This is a genomic window from Brevibacterium sp. SMBL_HHYL_HB1 (genome assembly GCF_018208375.1).
GTDB lineage: Bacteria > Actinomycetota > Actinomycetes > Actinomycetales > Brevibacteriaceae > Brevibacterium > Brevibacterium intestinavium.
The window spans coordinates 1988412-2012664 of record NZ_CP062936.1; the positions used below are offsets into that span (position 1 = coordinate 1988412).

Consider the following 24253-nt stretch of genomic DNA (forward strand, 5'->3'; position numbering starts at 1 on the left):
GATCTTCTGGACCTCATGCTCTTCATCACCGTCCTCCTTCGCCGTCGCCCTCGCCGTTCGCGCCCATGTCGTCGTCTTCGTCGGGAGCTCCGGGATCGTCATCCTCACCCGGGGCGTTCGTGTCGTCACCAGGGACGCTCGTGTCGTGGCCGGGGGCGTCCGTGTCCTCGCCCGCATCTGGGACCTCCGTGCCTTCGCCGGGAGCTCCCGGGCCGTCGGCGGAGTGGTCGTCGGTCGGGGCGATCGGGGAATCGGGTCCGACGAGCTCTCCCAGCACCGTTTCCCGACCGGCCGCGTCATCGCCGCCCTGCCCGGTCGGTGAGTCCGCATCCTCGCTCGTGTCTTCCACGCTGCCCCCGGCGGCACTCGGCTCAGCGTCGTCCGGGGTGTTCTCACCGGACTCATCGGCGTGGCCCGTCCGGGCCGGTTCCTGCTGATCGGTCTCGACGACGATCGGGATCGACCCGGTCTGGATCCGCACGGATCCGTCCGAGGACAGCGGACCCGCCACGAGCGCGGCCCCCTTGATCTGAGCATCGCGCGGCGGCAGCGGCAGCGGCGAGGAGGTGATCTCCTGATCCGGTCGCCGCGGAATCGTCAGCCGGAAGCAGGAGCCTTCGCCGGGCTTGCCCCAGACCTGCAGCCAGCCGTCGTGCAGATGCGCATCCTCGAGAGAGATCGCCAGGCCCAGGCCGGATCCGCCGAGGGTGCGCTTGCGAGCCGGATCGGCACGCCAGAACCGGTCGAAGACGTGCTCGACCTGCTCTTCGTTCATTCCGACACCGTGGTCGCGGACGCTGACCGCGACCGCCTCGGCGTTGGAGGAGACGTAGATGTCGATCGGGTTGCCCTCACCGTGCTCGATCGCGTTGACCACGAGGTTGCGCACGATGCGAGTGATGCGCACCCGGTCCACCACCGCCATGACCGGCGAGGAGGGGGCATGGACGACGATGCGGGTCGACATCTGCTCAGCGACCATCGAGACCGTGTCGATGACGCCGGTGACGATCGCTCCGACGTCGACGGGCTTGGCCACGAGCGCAGCGGCGCCGGCATCGTATCGGGAGATCTCCAACAGGTCCGAGAGCAGGTTGTCGAAGCGTTCGGCCTGGGAATTCAGCAGCTCCGCGCTGCGGGCGGTGACCGGATCGAGTTCCTCACGAGATTCGTAGATGAGGTCCGCCGCGGCCCGGATCGTCGTCAGCGGGGTCCGCAGCTCGTGCGAGACGTCCGAGACGAACTGCCGCTGCAGCACCGACAGTCTCTCCATCTGCTCGATCTGGTGCTGGAGGGTGTCGGCCATATCGTTGAAGCTCTCACCGAGCACAGCGATCTCGTCGTTGCCGTGCACGGGCATGCGCTCGTCGAGGTCGCCGTCGGCGATGAGCCTGGCCACCTCGGCGCCCGTGCGCACCGGTGTCACGACGAGGCGAGTGACGATCCAGGCGACTGCGCCGATGAGCACGACGAGCACGAGGGCGGCCACGAGCATCGATCTCTGCACGAAGCTCAGGGTGTCCTGCTGCTCACTGAGATCACCGAGGTAGTAGAGCTGGAACTGCCCGGCGCCCGGGATCTGCAGCTCCTGTGTGATGAGCAGTCCGGGACCCGTGCCGTCGGGCAGGCTGACGGACTGATAGAGCTTGTCGTCGGCCGGAGCGGTGCGCATGGCATCGCGGAGTTCATCGCTGATGGGAACCTCCGCCGCTTCCCCCTCCCCGTTCGCCTCACCGGCCGTGATCGTCGAGAACGAGGAGTTCGGATCCTTCGGCTCCAGCGTCAGCGAATACACCGAGTCCGCCGAACGGTTGTAGATCGACGACAGCTGCGAGCTCAGCGTGTCCTGAGTTACCGCCTGACCGTCGACCGGCGCCAGAGACCGCAGCTCGGACAGGATCGACCTGGTCTGGGACGACAGGGAGTCCAGGCGGGTGTCGAAGAGCCCGCGAGCGATCTGCTGGGACATGTAGGTGCCGACGCCGAAGATGGCCACTGAGGTCAGCACGATGGTGAGGACGACGATCCTGACCTGCAGGGAGTGGCTGAACGATCGGAGGATGAAGTTCCAGAACGTTCTCAGGCCCGAGGCCACGGAGCGGAGGGTCCCGCCCGCCGCCGACTCGGGACTCACGCGGCTCTGCCGGCCTTATAGCCGACGCCGCGGACGGTGACGATGATGTCCGGCTTCTCCGGATCGCGTTCGATCTTCGAGCGCAGACGCTGGACGTGCACATTGACCAGCCGGGTGTCGGCGGCATGACGGTAGCCCCAGACCTCTTCGAGGAGGGTCTCCCGGGAGAACACCTGCCAGGGCTTGCGGGCCAAGGCCACGAGCAGATCGAATTCGAGCGGTGTCAGCGACACCGGTGAGCCGCCCTTGGTCACGGTGTGACCGGCCACGTCGACGACGACGTCGCCGACGGTCAGCAGCTCCGGGGCCTGGGGCTCGGAGATCCGCAGTCGGGCACGGACACGAGCGATGAGCTCCTTGGGCTTGAACGGCTTCGGCACATAGTCGTCGGCTCCGGATTCGAGGCCGAGGACGACATCGACGGTGTCGGACTTCGCCGTGAGCATGATGATGGGCACCGAGGACACCTCGCGGATCTCCCGGCAGACCTCGAGACCGTCCTTGCCCGGCAGCATGAGGTCGAGGAGAACGAGATCCGGACCGACCTTCTGGAACTCCTCGAAAGCCTGATCCCCCGTGGCACAGAAAAAGGGCTCGAAGCCTTCGCTTTTGAGCACAATTCCAATCATTTCGGCCAAAGCCGTGTCATCATCAACTACGAGGATTCGAGCGTTCATGCTCCCATTGTCCCTTATGTTCGCCTGTTCTGCGGTTCTCGACACTCCTACCCTATCGGCCAGATGGCGAAGCGGTCGGCACCAGGTTCGCACTGCTCGGCACGAGCAGGCGAAACATGGCAGGATTGGGCGATGATGGCACGTTCGAACGCATGGGCCTCCGAGGTCGACTGGCACACGGGTCGGTGGCAGATGCGCTCCGGAACCCCGCGGCCACGCGGGTGGCATCCGCCGCCACCGCGCGGTCTGCTGCCCAAACGCCCCCTGACCTTCGTCGAGGCCCTCGACTCCGGGTTCCGCCTGCTGCGCTTCATCCCCGGTCTGAGCATCGGCTCCTCACTGATCGTGTTCACGCTCTGGAGCCTGCTGCTGACCGCCATCGGGACACTCGCATTCGTGCAGCTGCTGCCCTTCCTCAACGACCTCAGCGGCAATGACGATGCGGTCTCCGGCTTCCTCGTGCTCGCCCAGCTGGGCTCGGTCGCCCTGAGCCTGCTCAGCCTCGGACTCGCCCACCTGCTCTCGGGCCTCATCGCCACCGGCACCCGCGCCTCCTTCGGCGCCCGCAGGACGAGTCTGTCCCAGGCCTGGCAGGGTCTGACCGGCAGCCGCCGACGACTCATTGCGGCGACCGTGCTCATGTGCTCGATCAACCTCGGCCTGCTGCTCATCCTCGGCGCCCCCACCGCACTGTTCGCGATGATCGATTCCCCCGTCCTCGCCTTCGTCTGGGCGGGACTGGCCACGCTCCTATGGGTTCTGGCACTCATGTGGCTCAACCTGCGCCTGTCCTTCCTCGGCGCGGCGATCGCCGTCGAAGGACTCAGCGTCCGCGCCGGACTCAAACGGTCCTGGACGCTGACCGGCCGCGGCTTCTGGCGACTGCTCGGCCAACTGGCCCTGGGCTACTTCCTGTCCAATCAGCTCGTCCAGCTCGTCATCTCCCCGCTGGCCATCGTCATCTCCGTTGCCCTCGGACTCGGCCTGGCCACCACGGAGGACTCCGCGGCCGCACAGGCGGCCATCGGCCTCGTCTCCGCGGCCCTGCTGCTGGCACTGACTCTGATCTCCTCGGCCGTCCTCTTCGCCTACTTCTCCTGCCTCGTGACCGTGTGCTTCTTCGATCAGCAGATGCGCACCGAAGGCCTCGACCTCGTGCTCATCCGCGCCGAGGAGGAGCGATGATCCCGGATCTCCTCTGCCTCGCCTCGGCGCCGTCGACCGGACCGGCCATCGACCGGGACACCGGCCGCGAATGGGTCGAGAACGAACTGTCGAAACAGGAGTACTCGGCAGCCGATCTCACACCCTTGGAACAGATCGGCCGCTGGATCTCCTCCCTCTGGGACTCGCTGGTCAATGCGGCCCTGCGCTCGAACTCACCGTGGCTGCTCCTGCTCGTCGCACTCGCCCTGGCCGCGATCATCGCCCTCGTCGTCTGGCGCGTCCGCCGCGCCGGCCTGCGCCGCACCGGGCTGCCACTGTCGGCCTTCGACCCGGTCGTGTCCCAGCCCGAACCGGGGCCGTGGCGCGAGGCCGCGGCCCGGGCCGCGCAGGCGGGGAACTACCGGGCCGCGGTCATCGACGCCTCGCGCGCGATCTTCGCGGTGCTCTCGGTCAAACGGATCATCTCTCTGGAGTCCTCGGCCACCGCCAGCGAGCTCGCCCGCGAGGCCGAATCCGCACTGCCCGACCATGCCGCCGCCGTCCATTCCGTCGCCGAGGTCTTCAACGACCTCCTCTACGGTGATCGCCTCGGCGGCCGAGAGCGCCCGGACCGGGATCTGCCCGCGATCTACGCACGCCTGTGCGAGATGGACCGGACGCTGAGCTCACTGCCGGCAGGACAGCAGGAGGCGAGCGCATGAGCGCCCGATTGGATGTGGCCGCCCGCGGCACCCGGTCGAGCCCGACCGTGGCCCTCCGCGCCCGGCTGCGCTCGGCCGGAGTCTGGATCGCAGCGGCGATCATCATCCTCATCACTGTCATCGCCACCCTGCTGATGAGCTCGGAGTCCGAGACCGAGGCTCCGCTGCACTTCGATTCGACGGCCCGCGACGGCACCAAGGCCATGGTCGAGACCCTGCGCTCCCACGGCACCGAGGTGACCACCACCGAGGACAAGGACGAGGCCCGCGCCGCGGCCGCACACTCGGACACGACACTGCTCATCCCCTCCGGCGCCGAGGCGCTGTCGGCAGGCGACGTCAACGGCTTCGAATCGACGCTGCGCGCCCACGGGAATCGTCTGGTGCTCGTCGATCCGGGTCCGGCGATCACGGAGTTCACCGATCGGATCACCGTCAACGACAATGTGAGCCCCCTGGGCAGCCCGGACCCCACCTCGGAGCCGGACTGCTCGCTGCCGGGTCCGCGGGCGGCCGGCGCGGTGACCACGGGCACGGTCGAGTACGCCGAGACCGACAAGGGCACCGACGGCATCACCGCCTGCTATCCGTTCGCCGGCCCCGGGGTCGATGAGCTCGATGGCGCCGAGGTGGCTCCCGGCTCCGCTCGCGGGCAGCTGATCACCGATGACGCCGGCCCGGTCCCTCTGACCGTGATCGGCAACTCGGATTGGGTGACCAATGAGCACATCGACGAGGAAGGCAACGCCTCCCTCGTCCTCTCGGAGCTGTCGCACACGGACGACCTCGTCGTCTACTTCCCCACTTTCGACGATGCCGCACAGCCGCCGCCGTCGACCATCGACTTCGTGCCCAGCTGGTTCCTCGCCGGAGGGATGTGGCTGATCCCCTGCACACTCGTCCTGCTGCTCGTGCTCGGCCGGCGCTTCGGCCCCTTGGCGGTCGAACGACTGCCCGTGATCGTGCCCGCGGTGGAGACCGTCCACGGACGGGCCGCGCTCAGTGTCCGCAGCCACGATCGGGCCGGTGCGCTGCACACGCTGCGCACGGCAGCGCTGCTGCGGATCGCCAAGCGGTTCTCGCTCGGGTCCGAGGCCCGTGCCGAGGACATCATCGCTCGCCTCGCCGCAGCCACCGGTCGCGATCCCGGCCACCTCCACCATGTCTTCGTCTCCGGCTCCGCACGAACGGACGCCGAACTCACCGACCTCGTCCACCAGCTCACCCAGATCGAAAGTGAGGTCCCATGACCCAATCGCCTCAGGAACACACCGCACCGCCGCGCCCCGACCCGGTGCGTGAGGCCTTCAACGGCGTGCGCACCGAGATCGGCAAGGCCGTCGTCGGTCAGGACCAGGCGGTCACGGGCATGCTCATCGCCCTGCTGTGCCGGTCTCACGTGCTCCTCGAGGGCGTGCCCGGAGTGGCCAAGACCCTGCTGGTCCGCAGCTTCGCGGCCGCGGTCAGCCTCGACAGCGCGCGTGTCCAGTTCACCCCGGATCTCATGCCCAGCGATGTCACCGGTTCCCTGGTCTATGACGCCTCGGTCTCGGACTTCTCCTTCCGTCCCGGCCCCGTGTTCACGAACATCCTCATCGCCGATGAGATCAACCGGACCCCACCGAAGACCCAATCGGCTCTGCTGGAGGCGATGGAGGAGCATCAGGTCTCGGTCGGCGGGCGCTCCCGCAGTCTGCCCGAGCCGTTCATGGTCGCCGCCACGGAGAACCCCGTCGAGTACGAGGGCACCTATCCGCTGCCGGAGGCCCAGCTCGACCGGTTCCTCTTCAAACTCGTCCTCGATCTGCCCTCGCGCGAACACGAATTCGAGATCCTCGATCGGCATGCGCGCGGCTTCGACGCCGCGCGGCTGTCGGCCGCGGGTCTGCGGCGGGTCGCTGATGCCGATCTCATCGCCCGGGCCCGCGAGGCCATCGCGGGCATCTACATCGCCCCGCAGATCATCACCTATGTCGTCGATCTCGCCCGGGCCACCCGGCAGGCTCCGTCGCTGGCGTTGGGCGTCTCCCCGCGCGGTGCCACCCGGATGCTCGGTGCCGCCAGAGCGCATGCCTGGCTGAGCGGGCGGAACTATGTCACCCCCGACGACGTCAAGGCGCTGACGCATATGGCGCTCGGTCACCGTGTGATCCTGCGGCCCGAGGCTCAGATGGACGGGCTCGATGTCGCCGGGGTCCTCGACTCGATCCTGGCCACCACCGAAGTGCCGCGCTGAATGACTGCCCGGCTGTTCCTGCTCACTCTCTCCGGGCTCGTGCCCGTCATGCTGCTGCCCTCCTGGCCGACGGCTCTGATCGTCGCCGGCGCGATCGTCCTCGCCGCACTCGTCGACTTCTTCCTCGTGCCCCGAGTCCATGATCTGGCGCTGCAGCGCACGCCCGGCCCGAAGGTCAGGCTCGGTGATGACACCCACAGCGTGCTCACCCTGATCAACGGCTCGCCCCGCGTGCTGCGCCTCGAGGTCCGGGACGCCTGGACCCCGAGCGCCGGAGCCGTGCAGACCCGTTCGCGCCATGTCCTGTCCGCCGGCGAGCGTGCTCAGGTGCGCACCGAGCTGAGGCCGGTCCGCCGCGGAGCCCTGGCCGCCGATCTGGTGACCGTACGCAGTCGCAGTCCGCTCGGGCTCATCGCGCGACAGAAGAGCATCGAGGTGCCCGCCGACATCCGCGTGCTGCCGCCGTTCGTGTCCCGCCGTGAACTGCCGTCGAAGACGCAGAAGCTGCGCGAGCTCGAGGGCCGGTCGGCGGTGATGATCCGGGGCATGGGCACGGAGTTCGATTCGCTGCGCGAGTACGTCGACGGCGACGATGTCCGCTCCATCGATTGGCGGGCCAGCGCCCGCGCCTCCGATCTCGTGGTCAAGACCTGGCGGCCGGAGAAGGACCGTCGCGTCGTCATCGTCGTCGACTCCTCCCGGCTCGCGGCCCGCCGCTGCGGTGAGGGCACGGTCTTCGACGCCGCCCTCGAGTCCTCCCTGCTGCTGACGGCCCTGGCCACCGGCGCCGGCGACCGGGTCGACGTCATCGTCGCCGATGCCCGGGTCCGAGCCGTGGCCTCGAGCCGCCGGGCACACGACCCCGTCCACGATCTGTCGGTGACGCTGACACCGGTGCACCCGGAGCTCTACGACGCGGACTGGGAGGCGATCACCGCCGCTGTGCTCGCCACCACCCGCCAGCAGGCCCTGGTGGTCGTGATCACCGCGCTCGATGAGACCACCGTCGCCGAGGACATCCTGCCCGTCCTGCCCACCCTCACCGCCCACCATCGAGTGGTTCTCGCCGGCGTCGAAGACCCCGCGCTGGCCGAACTGGCCGGGGCACGCGGCGATGTCGAGGAGATCTACACGGCCGCCGCGGCCGAGTCGGAGCTGCTGACGGCGGCATCGCTGCGAACGCGCCTGCGCGGGCTCGGCATCGCCTCCGTCCAGGCCCCGCCCGATGATCTGCCCGGTGCCCTGGCCGACCACTACATCCGGCTCAAGGTCACCGGCCGACTCTGAGACCCGACCGCGGCGAACCCTCCGCTGCGGCTATCGGTCCGTGGAGATGACCGAATAGCCTGCCTGGTGCTCGTCGAGGTCTGCGCTGAGTTCGGCCCGTGCCGCGCGTCTGCCGAAGTGAGCGGCGTAGGCGACCACGGCTGCGGTGTAGGCGATGCCGATGGCGATCTTGAGCGCGGGCGGGATCGGATTCGGAGTCACGAAACCCTCGATCAGCCCCGAGCCGAAGAGCAGCAGCACGAGCCCGCCGGCGACGATGAGCAGCGACCGCGCCTCTGCGGCCAGTCTGTCCCGCCTCAGCCTCGGGCCGGGCACGATCCAGGCGAAGAAGAGCCTGAGCCCGGCCGCCGCGGCCAGGATGATGCAGCTGATCTCGGGAATGCCGTGCGGCAGGATGTAGAGGAAGAAGTCGGAGCCACGGTCGAACTCGAACATCATGGCCCCGGAGAAACCGACGTTGACCGCGTTCGAGAACAGTCCGGCCACGACATAGACGCCCGTGATGCCCAGCAGCACGAACTGGACGGCGATCCAGGCATTGTTCGTCCACACGCCCACGGCGAAGAACCCGTTCGGGTTCTCCTTGTAGTAGTCGACGAAGTCGTGTTCGGCGAACTGGCGGCGGAACTCCCGATCGCCGAAGGTCTCGAGCACCTCCGGGTGCGTCCCCGCCCAGATCCCGGACACCACGGCCACGGCGAGGAAGGCGAGCGCTACGATGGCGAAATCCCAGCGCAGTCGGTACAGCGACAGCGGCAGGCTGATGACGAAGAACCGCGACAGCCCCGACAGTCCCCCGCTGGGCACGGCGGACAGGTGGTTGCGGGAGCGGTGGACGATGGCGGACAGGCGTGCGGCTTCGAGTGAGTCGGGGGCCACGGTCATGATCCGCGACAGGTCCTTCGAAGCGGCACGGTAGAGGTCGAGGAACCGTCTCGTCTGCTCCGGGCTCAGGGTGTTCTTCTTCGCCAGGCCTGACAGCTCCCGCCAGTCGTCGCCGTGCAGCTCGGCGAGAAGATTCGGATCCATGCCTCAACCCTAACGGAGAACACCCGCACGGCCGGTGTCGGTCGAACAGATGTGACACCATGGTCGGGTGAGTACTCTGGTGACCGGTGAAGCCGTCGAACTCAGTGTCCAGCCTGCCGCGTTGGCGGCACGGGCGCTGAGCTGCCTGATCGACTACATCGCCTACTCCCTGGTGAATGTCGGCCTGCTCATCGCCATGTTCTGGCTGCTGCTCAAGACCTCCGCACTCAACGGTCTGCTCCTGGGTTCGGTCATCACCGTGATGACCATCTCGGTGTTCGTGCTGCTGCCGATGCTCATCGAGGTCCTCACCCACGGTCGCTCTCTGGGCAAATTCGCCCTCGGGCTGCGCATCGTCCGCGATGACGGCGGGGCCGTGCGGCTGCGCCATTCATTCATCCGAGCGCTGCTGTGGCCCTTCGAGATCCTCTCGACCGGAGGAGGGATCGCAGCCCTGTCCGGTCTCGTCTCCCCGCAGGCGAAGCGCCTCGGCGACTATCTGGCCGGCACCATGGCGGTGAGCGAACGCAGCGTCCCGCCCCCGCCCGTGCACACTCATGTGGCCCCGCAGCTGCAGGACTGGCTGTCGCGGACGGATGTCTCGGCCCTGCCCGATGGCCTGCATCGGCGTATTGTGACGTTCCTGGCCATGGCGCCGAAGCTCAGCATCGAGTCCCGCTGGCAGCGGGCGATCGAGCTCGCCACCGAACTCAACCCCTATGTGGCTCCCGCCCCGCCGGAGGGGACGTTCCCCGAACAGTTCCTGTCTGCGATCGTCCACCGTCAGCGGGCGGCAGAGGTCGAGAAGCTCCGGAGGCGTTCGGCCCGTTCGGCGGCGTTCCGGGCCGGGGTCGACACTCTGCCCCACGGTCTGAGGCTCACGGTCGGGGATCAGTAGCGATAGTGGTCGGGTTTGTAGGGTCCGGCCACATCCACACCGATGTACTCGGCCTGCTCCTTGCTCAGTTCGGACAGTTTCGCCCCGAGCGCCGGCAGGTGGAGGCGGGCGACCTTCTCGTCGAGCTCCTTCGCCAGGCGGTGGACCTCATGGTCATAGCGGTCATGGGAGTTCCACAGTTCGATCTGCGCGAGCACCTGATTGCTGAACGACGCACTCATGACGAACGACGGGTGCCCGGTCGCATTGCCGAGGTTGAGCAGACGGCCCTCGGACAGGACGAGGAAGTCAGTGACCTCTCGATCGAGCCCGGCCTCGGCCGGCACCGGAACCCTCCATTCGTGGACCTGAGGCTTGATCTCGATCTTCTCCACCCCCGGCAGTCGGGACAACCCGGCCAGGTCGATCTCGTCGTCGAAGTGGCCGACGTTGCCGATGATGGCGCCGGGTTTGAGCGTCTGCAGCACCTCGACGCCGACGACGCGAGTGTTCCCGGTCGTCGTGATGACGATGTCCGCCTGCGGGGCCACCTCGGCGAGGTGATCGACCTGGTAGCCGTCCATCGTCGCCTGCAGGGCGCAGATGGGATCGATCTCGGTGACGATGACGCGTGCGCCCTGTCCGCGCAGGGCTTCGGCCGCACCCTTGCCCACGTCACCGTAACCGACGACCACGGCGATCTTGCCGCCGATGAGCACATCGGTGGCGCGGTTGAGCCCATCGGGCAGGGAATGGCGGATGCCGTAGCGGTTGTCGAACTTCGATTTCGTCACCGAGTCGTTGACGTTGATCGCCGGGAACGGCAGTCCGCCCTGTTCGGCCAGGCGGTAGAGGCGGTTGACCCCGGTGGTGGTCTCCTCGCTCACGCCCTTGATTCCAGCGGCGAGGCGGGCGAAGCGTCCCGGGGACGACTCGATCGACGAGGCGATCTGGGTCAGCAGGACCTTGTACTCCTCCGGGTCGTCCTCGGCGGCGGTGGGCACTCCCCCGGCGGCTTCGCACTCGGTGCCCTTGAGCACGTACAGGGTGGCGTCACCGCCGTCGTCGAGAATGAGGTTCGCCCCGTCGGGGAAATCGAAGATCCGATCGGCGGCCCACCAGTACTCTTCGAGCGTCTCGCCCTTCCACGCGAACACGGGCACTCCGGCCGGGGCCTCGGGGGTACCGGAGCCGACGACGACCGCTGCTGCGGCTTCGTCCTGGGTGGAGAAGATATTGCAGCTGGCCCACCGGACCTCCGCGCCGAGGGCGACCAGGGTTTCGATGAGCACCGCGGTCTGGACGGTCATGTGCAGGCTGCCGGCGATGCGGGCACCGGTCAGGGGCGCGGACGAGGAGTACTCGTCGCGCAGCGCCATCAGCCCTGGCATCTCCCGTTCGGCCAGGCGGATCTGGTGCCGTCCGGCCTCGGCGAGGGTCAGATCGGCAACCTTGAAGTCGGTGGAATCGAGCACGGTACCTCCATAGGGCGGAAAGTCGGAACGTGTTCGAGTCTATTGCCCGCCTGCCGGGCTTGTCCTCTCGGGTCCGGAACTCAGGCGCGAGCGGTGACGAAGTCGCCGACCCTGCGGACCAGCTCTTCCATCTGCCCGTGGTCTGCGGCCTCGACGTTGAGCCTGACCAGGGGTTCGGTGTTCGACTTGCGCAGGTTCACCCACCAGTCCTCGCCCTGGAGGCCGATGCCGTCGAGATCGTCGACGGTGTTGGGCGGGAAACGGTCGGCGTCTGCGGCGAACTCGGCGAGCACGGCATCGGGGTCGGTGACGGTGAAGTTGATCTCCCCGGACTGGACGAAACGGTCGTAGTCGGCGACGAGTCGGGAGGCCGGGGCCGCTGATTCGGCGAGTGCGGCGATGAGGTGACAGGCGGCGAGCATGCCCGAGTCCGCGCCGTAGAACTCCTCGAAGTAGAAGTGCGCGGAGTGTTCGCAGGCGAAGACCGCGCCGGTCTCGGCCATCAGCGCCTTGATGCCCGAGTGTCCGACCTTCGATCGCAGCGGGCGGCCGCCGGCGGCGGTGATCGTCTCCGGCACGCTGCGGGAGGTGATGAGGTTGTGGATGACGGTCGGCCGCTCATCGCCGGCGGCCTTGGCCCGCGCGATCTCGCGTTCGGCCACGAGAGCGCCGATCGCCGAGGCCGACATCGTCGCTCCGGTCTCGTCGATGAAGAAGCAGCGGTCGGCATCGCCGTCGAAGACCAGGCCGAGATCGGCACCGGTGTCGACGACCGCCTGTGCGGCGTCGACGAGGTTCTCGGGTTTGAGCGGGTTCGCCTCGTGGTTGGGGAAGGTGCCGTCGAGCTCGGTGAACAGGCCGATCACGTCGAAGGGCACGCGGACGGGGTCGACGTCGGTGCCGAAGACCTCGCCGAGGAGGCGCCCGGCCATGCCGTTGCCGGCGTCGAGGACGACTGTGAGCCCCGTGACTTCGTCGACGTGGGTGAGTTCGCGGATCCGGCGGACGTAGCGCTCTCGCATGGCTGCCGTCGCCGAAGCATCGGCCGCCACCGGCCGCTCTGCGGCCCTCGGCGCCGTCGGGGCGAGTTCCCGGATCCGTGCCAGCCCGGTCGTGAGGCTGACGCCGGCGGCGTGCGGGCCACAGATCTTGATGCCGTTGTAGTCGGCCGGGTTGTGGCTGGCGGTGATCATCGCACCGGGGACGCCGAAGATGCCCGAGGCGAAATAGAGCTGGTCCGTCGAGCACAGCCCCAGCAGGGTCGCGGTCGCTCCAGCGGAGTCGACCCCGGCGGCGAAGGCACGGGCGAATCCGGGTGAGCTCGGGCGCATATCGTGTCCGATGACGACCTCCGCGGTGGAGTGGAGCTCGGCCATCGTCGTCGCCGTCGCCCAGCCGAGGGCGAACAGGATGTCCTCATCGAGCTGGTCGGGGATGCGGCCGCGGATGTCATAGGCCCCGATGGCGGCGTCCACGGCCGCCGTCCTCGCTCGGCTCAGCGCCGAGTCCGCTGCGACCGGGGGCACCGGGTTGGGTCCGGATGAGCGCGGGCCGGGGGCGATCATGAGTCGCCGATGATGCGCAGGTGGCCGTGTTTGCGTCCGGTCTGCGTGGAGTCGGCGGCAGGAGCCGATTCGGGCCCCTGAGCACGCGTGTCGGCATGGTCGGCGGCTTCCCTGACCGCATCGGCGATGGCCAGAAGGTCGTCGCGGCTGCGCTCGGGAGGCGCCTGCCCGGAGTCGAGGCGGATGAGCTGCCAGTCCACAGGTGGGGTCAGCTTCGCCGCATGGTCGGCGCACAGGTCGTGGGCGCCCGGCTCGGCTCGTCTGCCCAGCGGGCCGATGACGACGGTCGCATCAGCGTGCACGTACGTCATGGTGGCTGCGGCGGGACGCGAGCAGCTGACTTTGGAACACATTCTCACGGCTGACACAGTCCACCACTCTACACGCCGCGGGTCCTCGATTCGCTTAGGCACAGCGGCCTCGTCGATAGAATGACGTGCTATGAGATCCAGGCGACATCGTGACCGGCACGGCCGCGGTCTGAGGTCCCCGCTGCACCGGGCCGACGTGCCGGCGCGGCTGACTCGGGCCGAGTCCTTCGCCAGGGTGGCGGCCGCGGAATTCGCCCGGATGCGCGATCGGGAACCGGGGCTGCTCAGCGATGTGGTGCTCGCCATCGACGCTGTTCCCCCGGCGAGTTCGACCGAGCCGAGCTTCGGCCGAGTGTTTCCCGCCACGCCCGACAGGTCGACCCATATCGTCCTCTACCGTCGGGTCATCGAGGATCACGCCGGCAGCGGCGCCAGAGACGCCCTCATCGCCGAGGTCGTGGCCGATCAGGTCGACATCCTCCGCCGCACCTGACCGACGGGCCCGGCCCTCGGCGCACGTGTGTCAGCCGAGGCGGATGTCGCGGTAGGCCACACCTGCCGGGGCCGGGGCGGGCGCGACGGTGGAGATCCCGTCGTCGGTGGTCACGACGAGGGTGGCGTGGACTCCGTCGGCTTGGGATCCCGAGGCCTGGGCGCCCTTGATCACCAGTGCCCGCACCGGGTCGTCGGAGACCTCTGCCGGATCGAGCACGGTCGTCCCGGTGGGGTTGAGATCCACGACCTGACCGTCGGTGAGCGAACCGTCGTCGAGCATCCCCTGCACCTGCACCTGTCCTTGGCCGGGCGACAGCTGCAGGGAGCTGCTGCCGGTGCGCGGCAGCGCCATGAGCTGAGTCTCTGCCAGTGAGTCCGTGGTCTTGATGCTGCCGAAGTCGGAGGCACCGTCCTCACCGTCCTGGCCGATGAAGCCCCCGGCCTGTATCCGCTGGTCGGAGTCGATGACGAGGCTGACGTCCTCGAGGTCGCCGAGCTCGGCCTCGGCCACGCCGCGGCCGACCACGGTCATCGAGGACCGGGGGATGTCGATCTCCCCATCGGGCCCATAGGCCTTCAGCGAGACCTCCGCGAGATCGCTGCTCGGATTGGCCACGCGCACCCGCGCGTCCTTGCCGCTGAGCCCCGTGAGCACCTGCTGCCGGGAGGCAGAGGCCCCTCCGGCGGCAAGATCGATGCCCTGGGGTTTGAGTCCGTCGAGGACGGACTCCTGCACGGAACCGGCCAGGACTCCCCCATCGACTGTGACGTCGACGGCCAGGGACTCCGCCCCGCCGGCCAGGCCGCCCAGACGCACCGCCCGCTGCTGGCCGGCTCTGATGCTCAGCTCGGTCGGTTCGGCCGACTCCCCGGACGGGGTCATCACGGTCACCTTCGCTTGGACGGCCGCATCGCCGGGATTGCTCAGCAGCAGTTGGGAATTCGATCCGGTGGTTCCGGACCCGGCGAGGATGCGGAAGCTGCTCGAAGCCTGCGCACAGGTCAGAGTGGCCAGACCCGTGAGGTCGCCCGAGCTGCCTTCGACGGTCTCAAGCCCGGTGGTCAGGGCCGGCGCGCCGGGGCGGGCGAAGCCGGTGACGAGCTTCGTCGAGTCGATGCTGTCATCGCCGGAGACGAACCCCTGTCCTGCCGCGTTGTCGAAATCGACGGATCCGCCGAGGTCGGCCACCTGCAGTCGGGCAGAGGAGGTCGAGCCGTCGGCGGCACCGATCGGCGCCGAAGCGGAGACGACCCGGGTCGAAACCTTCGAATCGTCGACGAATTCGGCGTCCGTGCCCTCGGCTTCCGTGTCGGTCAGCAGCGGGCCGGGACACACGGCCTGGGTGTCGGCGGTGGGCATGCGCACCTGTTCGGGGCTGCGGTCGAGGGTTCCCGGGGTCAGCGGGGTGAGAAACGAGGTCGTGGCCACGAGCACTCCGGGCACGGCGATCGCCGCGAATGTCACGATGCTGCGCAGATGCCTCATGCTGACGTCTCCTCGGTGCTGCTGCCTGTTGCATTCCTGCCCCGTCCCCCGGATCCGCCGAAGGGGATCGCTGTGATCAGGCTGAGCACGCCGAGCGCCCATCCGGCGATGACGCCGACGGGGTACAGCGGCGAGTTCAGGGAGATCTCGACCGCTCCGCCGGACGCGGGCAGATCGAATTCGCTGGCCCAGGACTCCTCGTCCGGATCCGCCTCCGGCAGCTGCTGTCCGTCGACGCTCGCGGTGATGCCCGCGGAGGCGTCGGCGACGATCAGGGTGCGTCCGTCCTCACCTGCGGGCACCTCGGCGGTGGTGCCGTCCATCTTCGCGGAGGTCACCGCGCCTTCGCCGTCTCGGATGAGGAATCGCCCGCTGTAGGGTTTGTCGACCCGCCACAGCTGACCCGATTCGGTGGGACCGACCCGGATGAGACCCTGGGCCACGGACACGGTGTTCTCCAGGCCTTCGGCATCGGGACCGACGAGGACGAAGTCGACGCCGAGTTCGCCGAGGATCTCGCTGACGTCGCCGGTGTCATCGGCCGACAGCGCGGCCGCGGCCTGGGCCACGAGGACCTGGTCGTCGGGGATCGGCAGAGGGCGCCTCTGCCACGGCCAGCCGCCGACGGTCTCGGCGGCGCTGACTGTCGAGGTGCCCAGCACTGTCCCGTCGGCGGAGGCGATGAGTGTCGACAGGACCTCTCCGTCGACATTGTCCAGCCGCAGCGTCCGTGCTCCGGAGTCGCCTTCGGCGCGGTCGCCGGCCAGGGCGGGAACGGCGCTGTCCTCGCTGGCGGCGACAGCATCGGGCGAGGCCGTGGCGCGGCCGGCGCCGATGGCCATGAGGCCGACGGCGGCGACGGCGACGAGGGCGACGAGTCCGCGCATGGGCATCCGTCCGCTGCCGGATCGGCCTGCCGCCGTGCGGTCCGCCCCGAGGCCGAGCAGGAGGATCGACCCCAGGCTCACGAGTGTCAGACCGGCCGCCGGGTAGGAGCCGATGAGATGGAACGGACCGGTCTGGGCAGGCAGATGCACCTGGAGCGCGGCGAGGACGAGACCGCTGAGGTAGAGCCCCACGGCCCACACCAGCCGCGACAGTTCGAGACGTGCCTCGATGAGGGTGAAGAAGGCCAGAACCAGCATCGGCAGGACCAGCACGGGGGCCCAGAGTTGGAGGACACCGGGTGGGACCGAACCGAGGCCGATGTCGGCAGCCAGGTCCGCCAGCCACGACATGTCGATCGGCCCGGGGAACCCGACGGCCAGCAGGTAGGTCGGAGCCGGTTCCGGGGCCAGCGTCTGCCCGGGCATGGTCAGGACCGCTCCCGGTTCGTGGACCAGGGCCCACAGCCACGGCCAGCCGAGGAACACGGTCGGAGCCAGCAGCCACAGGTGACGCAGTCCGCGGCCGGTCGCCAAGGCCACCACGGTGCCGAGGACGACCACCGGCAGCAGCAGCGGGATGCCGGCGATGATGACGAACAGCAGCAGTCCGCTTCCGGCAGCGGCCGCGATCGACCCGGTGCGCAGGCTCCGGCGCAGGGTGAGGACGAGCAGGGGTGCGGCGATCCAGACGACAACCACGCCGAGGCGGCCGTCGGAGACGGCGGTGATGAACAGCGGGGAGGCGATCCACAGCAGGGCGACGAATCCGCGCACCCATCGGCGTGAGAGCACACAGCCGGCGCCGGCATAGGCGCAGATGCCGGCCAGGATCGGGGCCGCCAGCAGCAGGGATCTGACCATGATGTCGACATGGCCGAAGAAGAGCAGGGAGAGGACCCCGAGAACGAGGTGGTAGGGGTCGGCAGGAACGGCGGCGCCGGTCGAGATGTCGAGGTGGCGGCCGAGCAGGCGGGAGAAGATCTCTCCCACTCCGATGTCGGTGGAGCCCAGGGCCCCACCGGTGAGGTGGCCGGGTCCGAAGAGTCGGTAGGAGACGAAGCCGCTGAGCACGACCGCCGCGACGATCACATAGGTCACGGGGGCGCGCAGAAGGCTCGTCCCGCCGGAGATCTCGAGCCGGGAGAAGGAGTCGATGGCCTCCTCGGTGTCGCCGATGGGGTTGAGTTCGGCATCGGCGTCGGGGCCTCCGGTGGGAACTTCGGCGGGCCCGTCCTGCCCGGCCTCGGCGCTCATGGACCTGCGCTGAACCGCCAGTTCGTCGGCATCGGCGTAGAGCGCGGCCACGTGGGAGGTGCTCGTGCGTTTGGCCAGCCGGTTGCGGCGCGCATTGGCCCGCCGCAGCGCGGAGGTGGTGGTCACATCGGAAGCGAGCCCGAAGAGGGCGGACAGGTGCCAGCCGGCGGAACGGAAACTGTTCGACAGCAGTCCGCCGAGGATGTGGCCGAGGTTGACGAACAGGAGCCGGCAGAACAGGGAGGCCAGACCGGGGCTGGCGAGGCTGAGACGGTAGCGCTGCTCGGTCCGGATCTGGAGCTTCGAGGTCGGTGGCAGTGGGGAGGAGCCCAGGCGGTCCGCGGCCTGAGCGGAGATCTCCATCCGCGCCCGTGGGGCGAGGACGACGCGGCGGCCGAGGTCGCGCAGTCGCCGACAGTATTCGATGCCGCGATAAGCGGGCCCGAGCACGCGGGAGGGGGCACCGATCCGCTCGAGTTCGCCGGTGGCCATGAGCAGGCCGGGCAGGTCGAGGCCGAGCGTCTCCGTGCGACCGTCGCGTTGGCCCTGATCGATCTCGCCGGCGCCGACGGGATTGAAGCGCTCCCCCGCCGAGGTGGTGCTCACCCCCGCAGAGACGATGCGATCACCGCGCATGAGTTTGGGACCCACGGCGGCGACTGATTCGGTTTCGCCGATGGCGTCGAGGAGCTCATCGAGACAATCGGGTTCCGGACGGGAGTCAGGGGTGAGGAACCACAGATAGTCCGATTCCGCGATGGCGGGAATCTCACAGGCCTCCCGAACCGAAAGTCCCCCGAGATCCACGACCGGGATCTCGGGGAAGTGCGGCCGCAGGGCGGTTTCGAGCTCAACCTTGGCGGCGTCGTCGCCCGAAGCGACAACGACGGTGACAGCTGAACTCACACGACCTTTTTCTTGAGCCGACGGCGTTCACGTTCGGACATGCCGCCCCAGATGCCGAATCGCTCATCGTTGGCCAGAGCGTATTCCAGGCATTCGGAGCGCACTTCACAGGATGCGCAGACCCGTTTGGCCTCTCGAGTCGATCCGCCTTTCTCCGGGAAGAACGCCTCGGGGTCGGTCTGTGCGCACAGCGCCTGGTCCTGCCAGGCCAGTTCCCCGTCGTCAGCGGCACCGAGGAGCAGCGACAGCGGCGAGACCGCAGAATTGTCCGCCTGCAGAGGCGTCAGATCGCTCGGATCGACCGCCAGCGGATCAGGCAGCGTCTCGGGTGTGCGTGCTCCCGGCTCGACGAACCAGTCTTCGGCACGGCGGGAGGTGACTCCCGGTACGGCGGTGAAGTCTTCTCTCTCCCGCCATTCTCTCTGTGTGCTTGGCACGGCTTTCCCCTTTCTCACGCTTGAGCATTTCCGTCACCGTGACTGAGCCGATCAGCCCGATGTAGGGTCGAATGCTGAAGATTCATGCTCCGCGTGTTCCCCTTTAGGTATAAATTACACGTGTGTCATTACCGCTCCGTCAAGCCCTCATGGAGTATTAGGAGGGCCCACGTTCGATTATTCGAACACACCTTCACATGCACACGCGCCGGGAACACCACATATAGGGAGAGTGACGGAAATCGGACACAACCTGTGGGGTGGGCCTGAGCAAATCTGGAGAATTTCGGAAAGAGTCGCCGTCGATGGGATTATTGAGGAATGAGAGTCGAATCACCGGCGGCCGATCATGAATGACCGTCTCCTCACCGTCTACGCCCCTCCCGTCGAGGAAGAGGTCGCCCCGGGATCCGACCTCGCTGCCATCCTCATCAATGCTCTGCGCCGCAATCGCATCGACCTCAAGGACGGTGACATCCTCGTCGTCGCCTCGAAGGTCGTGTCGAAGGCCGAAGGTCGGCTGACCACTGTGGCCGACCGGACCGAGTTCGAAGACCTCGTCGCCGCCACCGGCACTCATCTCGTCGCCGAACGCTCCTACGGCTCCGGCACCACCGTCCAGGTCGTGCGCACCCCGGCCGGCACGGTGCAGGCGGCCGCGGGACTCGACCAATCGAACTCGGCCGGAGCGGTCGTGCTCCACCCGCTCGACAGCGACCGGTCCGCCGACGGTCTGCGGCAGAGAGTGGAGCAGGCGTTCTCTGTCCGCATCGGGCTGATCATCTCCGATACGAGTTCACGGCCCTGGCGAATCGGCGTGGCAGACATCGCCCTCGGTCTCTCCGGATTCTCCGGCCTCGACGACCAGCGGGGCCGACCCGATGACGACGGCCGTGTGCAGACGGTGACCGTGCGGGCCGTGGCCGATGAGATCGCCGCGGCCGCCGACCTGGTCAAAGGCTCCTCGCGCGGATTGCCGATGGCCCTGGTCAGAGGGGCTGGCGGGTACCTCGACAACGGGCGGGACGGGGCCAAGGCGCTCACACGCGAACTCAGCGAGGACTGGTTCCGCTACGGTCACGTCGAAGCCGTCCAGCGCGGCCTCGGCGTCACCGATCTGCCCGGCAGCGCCCCAGCCGGGGACAACGGCGATGACATCCTCGAACGGGTCTCCCGAGCGATCCGCCTCGTGCGTGCCGGGCAGTCGCGGACTCCCGGGCATGCGGCGTGGAGGATGCGCATCGAGGGGTCCGGCTCGCGCATCACGCTCAGCCCCTCCGACTCTCCGGCCACCGCGCAGTCGGGCGGGCCTCCGCTGCTCGAGGCGATGGTCGGACTGGGCTCGCTCGTCGAGCGCCTGCACACGGCGCTGTTCGCCGAGGACCTCAGCGCATCCACGCACTACCAATGGGTCGACGGAGAGCTCGGCGCATTCCCGCGCGGGGTGACCATCGACATCGGACTCATCAACCCCTGACCGGCCACAGCCGAGACGAAGAACAACGGACAACGACGAAAGCGGATATGGATCTCTCAGTCATCACACGCACCGGCGGCCCCGTCCTGCTCTGGCGCGGACCCGACCACGACGCCCTCGACCTCACCGGGCCCGTCGTCTCGAACTGGGTGAACAAGGGAGTCGGACTCTTCGGCGACTACGACCTCGGGCCCGACTTCACGCTCTTCGCTCCCCTGCCGCAGGGCCTGCACTGGCGCGAACTCGTCGCGATCCTCAGCGTCCTCCTCGCCGGAGGGCGGGTCGTCATCGGTTCGACGCCTCCGGACGAGGAGCATGTGGCCATCGTCGCCCTCGGCCATGAGGACGACGAGTCCGTGACCGACGCCGAGGAGGTCTTCGTGTTCAATCCGCCGGCACTGGCGCTGAGCACACCGGTCGATGAGGACTTCATCGACGTCAACTCCGCCATTCGCGCCTATCCCGATGTCACCTCCCGACGCCTCGATGCCTCAGGCACGCTCGAGGTCGACGGCCGGCGCATCGATTGGAACCGACAGGAAGGCGAGACTCCGGCCGGGCGCCCGCAGGGGCTGCTGGTGTCGAATTCGACCCCGTTGCCACAGGAATGGCCGGAGTTCCTCGACCATCTCCTCAGCGGCAAGGAGGTTCTGCTCGCATCAGGGGTCGATGAGGCTCGAATCATGGACCTGGCAAACGGCCTCGGAGTGGTCCGTGGCACACTGGGCACATGGACAAAGTAGTTGATACCCCCGCAGACGCGGTGGCCGACATTGCAGATGGATCATCGATCGCCGTGGGCGGCTTCGGTGTCGTGGGTGTGCCCGAATTCCTCATCCGGGCGCTCCAAGACCAGGGAGCCAAGGACCTCGAAGTGATCTCGAACAACGCCGGTGTCGATGGGCGCGGTCTGGGCATTCTGCTCGCCGACGGTCGACTTCGTCGGATCATCGCCTCCTATGTCGGTGAGAACAAGGAATTCGCTCGCCAGTACCTGTCCGGTGAGCTCGAGGTCGAGCTCACCCCGCAGGGAACGCTGGCCGAGAAGCTGCGCGCCGGCGGGGCGGGAATTCCCGCCTTCTACACGATCACCGGTGCCGGAACCCAGATCGCCGAGGGCGGCATGCCGTGGAAGTACGACGAGAACGGCAATGTCGTCAAGGAATCCCCGGCGAAGGAGACGAAGGTCTTGGACACCTTCGGCGAGGAGAGGGAATACGTCCTCGAGAAGTCGCTGGCCCCCGACTACGCCCTCGTGCGCGCCGCCGTCGGCGACCGCCACGGCAACCTCGTCTTCCATTCCTCGGCCCGGAACTTCAATCCCCCGGCCGCCCAGTCCGCACGCACCACCATCGCCGAGGTCGAGAAGCTCGTCGAGCCCGGTGAGATCGATCCGGACCATGTCCACGTGCCCGGCGTCTTCATCCACCGAGTGGTGCCTCTGACACCGGAGCAGGTGGCGGACAAGCCCATCGAGAAGCGCACCGTGCGAGAAGCCTGAGGAGACACACCATGTCATTGACACGCAATCAGATGGCGGCCCGTGCCGCCCAGGAACTCGAAGACGGCAGCTACGTCAACCTCGGCATCGGCATGCCCACCCTGGTTCCGAACTTCCTGCCCGACGATGTCCACCTCGTCCTGCAGTCCGAGAACGGACTCCTTGGCGTCGGTCCCTACCCCACCGAGGACGAGATCGATCCCGACCTCATCAACGCCGGCAAGGAGATCGTGACGATGAACCCCGGCGCCGCCTATTTCGATTCGGCGACGAGCTTCGGCATGATCCGCGGTGGAAAGATCAACGCAGCGATCCTCGGTGCCATGCAGGTCGCGGTCAACGGCGACATCGCGAACTGGATGATCCCGGGCAAGATGGTCAAGGGCATGGGCGGTGCCATGGACCTCGTCCACGGGGCTCAGCGCGTCATCGTCATCATGGACCATGTGGCCAAGGACGGCTCACACAAGCTGCTGACCTCCTGCGACCTGCCGCTGACCGGCAAGGGCGTGGTCTCGCGCATCGTCACAGATATCGCCGTGCTCGACGTCAGCGGCGACTCCTTCACCCTCGTCGAGCTGGCCCCCGGAGTCACCGTCGATGAGGTCAGGGACAAGACCGGCGCCGAGGTCACCGTCCCCGACAGCGTGCCCACCATCGAGGTCGCCGCCTGACAGCTGCCGACGCCCCCTGTCGCCTCCCGGCCAACCGAGAAGTGGTCGCGTTCGGATACCAGAACTCAGTTTCTGTATCCGAACGCGACCACTTCTCAGTGTGAGCAGGTGCCATCGGCAGGTGACGTGAACAGAGAGAGCTGCGGGCGCTCCGACCAGCCGGGCCTCTCACCGCCGCGCAGGACTCCTGGCCCCGCCGCGCCGAAGCCTCTGACTCACCGCCGCGCGGGAATCCTTCTCTCAGCCCAGGGACGGGGCGGGTTCCAGGCCGGTGGTCGCCACGAACAGATCACCGTGGCCGTCGGCGCTCACCATCGGCTCGTTGGCCGCGATGAAAGCGCTCTGACCGCGCTCGAGGGTGATCGAGGTTCCGAGCGAAGTCAGAGTGACCGTTCCCGAGGTGCACAGGGCGATGGCCGCGCCTCGGCGCTCGAGCTGCGTGTTCCGCGGGCACCGCAGGGACTGCAGCGCGAAGTCCTCGGTGGCGCCGAACAGCACACCGGCACGATCGGGTTCGACCATTCTCGGCATTCCCGCACGGAAGTCCGCGATCTTCGACAGCTGCTCGATATCGACGTGCTTCGACGTCAGTCCTCCACGCAGGACGTTGTCGCTCGAGGCCATGATCTCGATGCCGGTGCCGAAGAGGTAGGCGTGGAGCACACCGGCGTCCATCGCCAGCGCCTCCCCCGGCTGCAGGTGCACGCGATTGAGCATGAGTCCGACCAGAACACCGGGGTCGTGGGGATAGTCGCTGACGAGCTCGCAGAAGGTCTGTGCCGGGTCGACGGCGCTGCCGAGCCGGCTCACGTGGCGATCGGGCAGCTCGGCGAGGCCGTGGACGGCCACTTCGTCGACGAGGCCGGTCGCCCGCGGGTCGCCGAGCACGAGTTCAACGGCACGCGAGAACGCCTTCGCCTCCCCGATGGATCTCAGTGCCCCGATGACCGAGCCGAGGAAGTCCAGCGAGGGCGGGGTCAACGGCTGGGAGAGCATTCGCTCGAACGTCGCCCGCACCGCCTTGCGGGGACGGAACCCCGTGAGCGCGTGGAAGTCGGTGAGCGCATAGATGAGTTCGGGCTTGGCCGAGGCGTCCTTGTAGTTGCGGTCCGGGGCGTCGAGCGTGATTCCGGCCGCCTCTTCCGCAGCGAACCCCGCCCGGGCCTGTTCTCTGTTCGGGTGCACCTGGATCGACAGGGCCTTCCGAGCCGAGAGCACTTTGAGCAGGAACGGCAGCCTGGCTCCGAACGAGTCGACGGACTCCTGGCCGAGCAGTCCCGTCGGATCGCCCGAGAGGTATTCGATCAGATTGGGGCCCGATGCCGGTGCGGCCTCGGTCGCCACCACTGCCCCGGCCGAGGACGGGCCGCCGAGGCGGTCGCTGCGGAACCGTTCGCCCGTCGTCTCCCGATCGACGTCGAGCCGTGAAGGGCTCATCGGATGGGCCCCCAGCCAGAGCTCGGCGCAGGGGGTTCCGTCCGGGACGGTGCCCAGAAGCGCGGGAATCGCGTCGGTGCTGCCCCATTCGAAGTTCTTGACCGTGTTGTGCAGACGATGCACTGCTCTGGCCCCCTTGGACGGATAGTGCCGGAACCGCGCTTCGGGCTCCGGGTGTGCACTGTCCACGATAGCCCCCGCGACCAGCGATGGGCGGCCACTTCACTGACTGTTCAGACG

The 24253-nt window shown here is 68.1% G+C and carries 21 protein-coding genes; 11 read left to right on the forward strand and 10 right to left on the reverse strand.

Annotated elements, in window-relative coordinates:
- Positions 1 to 25 precede the first annotated feature (25 nt).
- Positions 26 to 2134, reverse strand: a complete 2109-nt coding sequence (gene mtrB / locus IG171_RS09300; protein WP_249204236.1) for an MtrAB system histidine kinase MtrB — start codon at positions 2132 to 2134, stop codon at positions 26 to 28.
- Positions 2131 to 2811: an MtrAB system response regulator MtrA gene (gene mtrA / locus IG171_RS09305; protein ID WP_212131365.1), complete on the reverse strand. Its 681-nt coding sequence runs from the start codon at positions 2809 to 2811 to the stop codon at positions 2131 to 2133. Before mtrA ends, mtrB begins: the two co-directional genes overlap by 4 nt.
- 132 nt (positions 2812 to 2943) lie before the next feature.
- Between mtrA and IG171_RS09310 the strand changes: the two genes are divergently transcribed.
- From IG171_RS09310 to IG171_RS09330, 5 genes are read left to right on the forward strand one after another with little or no spacing between them, the layout of a single operon-like run.
- Positions 2944 to 3996 (forward strand): hypothetical protein, encoded by a 1053-nt coding sequence (locus IG171_RS09310; RefSeq protein WP_249204237.1) that lies wholly within the window; start codon positions 2944 to 2946, stop codon positions 3994 to 3996.
- Positions 3993 to 4679 carry a DUF4129 domain-containing protein gene (locus IG171_RS09315; RefSeq protein WP_212131366.1) on the forward strand — a complete coding sequence of 229 codons (687 nt, stop codon included), beginning with the start codon at positions 3993 to 3995 and terminating at the stop codon, positions 4677 to 4679. Before IG171_RS09310 ends, IG171_RS09315 begins: the two co-directional genes overlap by 4 nt.
- On the forward strand, positions 4676 to 5929 hold the full coding sequence (locus IG171_RS09320) for a DUF4350 domain-containing protein (RefSeq protein ID WP_212131367.1): 1254 nt from the start codon (positions 4676 to 4678) through the stop codon (positions 5927 to 5929). Before IG171_RS09315 ends, IG171_RS09320 begins: the two co-directional genes overlap by 4 nt.
- A complete protein-coding gene (locus IG171_RS09325) occupies positions 5926 to 6915 on the forward strand; it encodes a MoxR family ATPase (protein WP_212131368.1) in 990 nt (329 codons plus the stop codon). The genes IG171_RS09320 and IG171_RS09325 overlap by 4 nt, the downstream gene beginning before the upstream one ends.
- The gene (locus IG171_RS09330) at positions 6916 to 8202 is read left to right on the forward strand and encodes a DUF58 domain-containing protein (RefSeq protein WP_212131369.1); all 1287 of its coding nucleotides are present in this window, start codon (positions 6916 to 6918) and stop codon (positions 8200 to 8202) included. It begins immediately after the preceding gene.
- Between the two features lie 30 nt (positions 8203 to 8232).
- Here IG171_RS09330 and IG171_RS09335 read toward each other — a convergent pair whose 3' ends face one another.
- On the reverse strand, positions 8233 to 9231 hold the full coding sequence (locus IG171_RS09335; RefSeq protein ID WP_212131370.1) for a stage II sporulation protein M: 999 nt from the start codon (positions 9229 to 9231) through the stop codon (positions 8233 to 8235).
- 67 nt (positions 9232 to 9298) lie between these two features.
- Here IG171_RS09335 and IG171_RS09340 point away from each other — a divergent pair, with 67 nt between their 5' ends.
- Positions 9299 to 10129: an RDD family protein gene (locus tag IG171_RS09340; RefSeq protein ID WP_212131371.1), complete on the forward strand. Its 831-nt coding sequence runs from the start codon at positions 9299 to 9301 to the stop codon at positions 10127 to 10129.
- On the opposite strand, the gene ahcY is transcribed toward IG171_RS09340, so the two are convergent.
- From ahcY to IG171_RS09355, 3 genes are all read right to left on the reverse strand, one after another.
- Entirely contained in the window at positions 10123 to 11583 is a 1461-nt protein-coding gene (gene ahcY / locus IG171_RS09345; RefSeq protein ID WP_212131372.1) for an adenosylhomocysteinase, read from the reverse strand. The two genes, IG171_RS09340 and ahcY, sit on opposite strands and share 7 nt — an antisense overlap.
- A gap of 80 nt (positions 11584 to 11663) precedes the next feature.
- Positions 11664 to 13148: a phosphomannomutase/phosphoglucomutase gene (gene manB / locus IG171_RS09350; RefSeq protein WP_212131373.1), complete on the reverse strand. Its 1485-nt coding sequence runs from the start codon at positions 13146 to 13148 to the stop codon at positions 11664 to 11666.
- Positions 13145 to 13459, reverse strand: a complete 315-nt coding sequence (locus IG171_RS09355; protein ID WP_249204241.1) for a DUF3499 family protein — start codon at positions 13457 to 13459, stop codon at positions 13145 to 13147. The genes manB and IG171_RS09355 overlap by 4 nt, the downstream gene beginning before the upstream one ends.
- Positions 13460 to 13589: 130 nt before the next feature.
- On the opposite strand from IG171_RS09355, the gene IG171_RS09360 reads away from it, so the two are divergent.
- Complete coding sequence (locus IG171_RS09360) at positions 13590 to 13952, forward strand: metallopeptidase family protein (protein ID WP_212131374.1); 363 nt, start codon at positions 13590 to 13592, stop codon at positions 13950 to 13952.
- Between the two features lie 30 nt (positions 13953 to 13982).
- Here the strand turns inward: IG171_RS09360 and IG171_RS09365 are convergent, their stop codons facing one another.
- The 3 genes from IG171_RS09365 to IG171_RS09375 are packed head-to-tail and all read right to left on the reverse strand — an operon-like array spanning position 13983 to position 18735.
- On the reverse strand, positions 13983 to 15440 hold the full coding sequence (locus tag IG171_RS09365) for a DUF5719 family protein (protein ID WP_212131375.1): 1458 nt from the start codon (positions 15438 to 15440) through the stop codon (positions 13983 to 13985).
- Positions 15437 to 18487, reverse strand: coding sequence for a glycosyl transferase (locus IG171_RS09370; RefSeq protein WP_212131376.1), 3051 nt, complete (start codon positions 18485 to 18487; stop codon positions 15437 to 15439). The genes IG171_RS09365 and IG171_RS09370 overlap by 4 nt, the downstream gene beginning before the upstream one ends.
- Positions 18484 to 18735: a WhiB family transcriptional regulator gene (locus IG171_RS09375; protein ID WP_212131614.1), complete on the reverse strand. Its 252-nt coding sequence runs from the start codon at positions 18733 to 18735 to the stop codon at positions 18484 to 18486. Before IG171_RS09375 ends, IG171_RS09370 begins: the two co-directional genes overlap by 4 nt.
- 538 nt (positions 18736 to 19273) lie before the next feature.
- Between IG171_RS09375 and IG171_RS09380 the strand changes: the two genes are divergently transcribed.
- The 4 genes from IG171_RS09380 to IG171_RS09395 are packed head-to-tail and all read left to right on the forward strand — an operon-like array spanning position 19274 to position 22576.
- The gene (locus tag IG171_RS09380; protein ID WP_212131377.1) at positions 19274 to 20401 is read left to right on the forward strand and encodes a coenzyme F420-0:L-glutamate ligase; all 1128 of its coding nucleotides are present in this window, start codon (positions 19274 to 19276) and stop codon (positions 20399 to 20401) included.
- A gap of 47 nt (positions 20402 to 20448) precedes the next feature.
- Positions 20449 to 21144, forward strand: coding sequence for a hypothetical protein (locus IG171_RS09385; RefSeq protein WP_212131378.1), 696 nt, complete (start codon positions 20449 to 20451; stop codon positions 21142 to 21144).
- Complete coding sequence (locus IG171_RS09390; RefSeq protein ID WP_212131379.1) at positions 21132 to 21902, forward strand: CoA transferase subunit A; 771 nt, start codon at positions 21132 to 21134, stop codon at positions 21900 to 21902. Before IG171_RS09385 ends, IG171_RS09390 begins: the two co-directional genes overlap by 13 nt.
- 11 nt (positions 21903 to 21913) lie before the next feature.
- On the forward strand, positions 21914 to 22576 hold the full coding sequence (locus IG171_RS09395; RefSeq protein WP_212131380.1) for a 3-oxoacid CoA-transferase subunit B: 663 nt from the start codon (positions 21914 to 21916) through the stop codon (positions 22574 to 22576).
- Between the two features lie 240 nt (positions 22577 to 22816).
- Here IG171_RS09395 and manA read toward each other — a convergent pair whose 3' ends face one another.
- Positions 22817 to 24136, reverse strand: a complete 1320-nt coding sequence (manA, locus tag IG171_RS09400) for a mannose-6-phosphate isomerase, class I (RefSeq protein ID WP_212131381.1) — start codon at positions 24134 to 24136, stop codon at positions 22817 to 22819.
- Between the last annotated feature and the right edge of the window lie 117 nt (positions 24137 to 24253).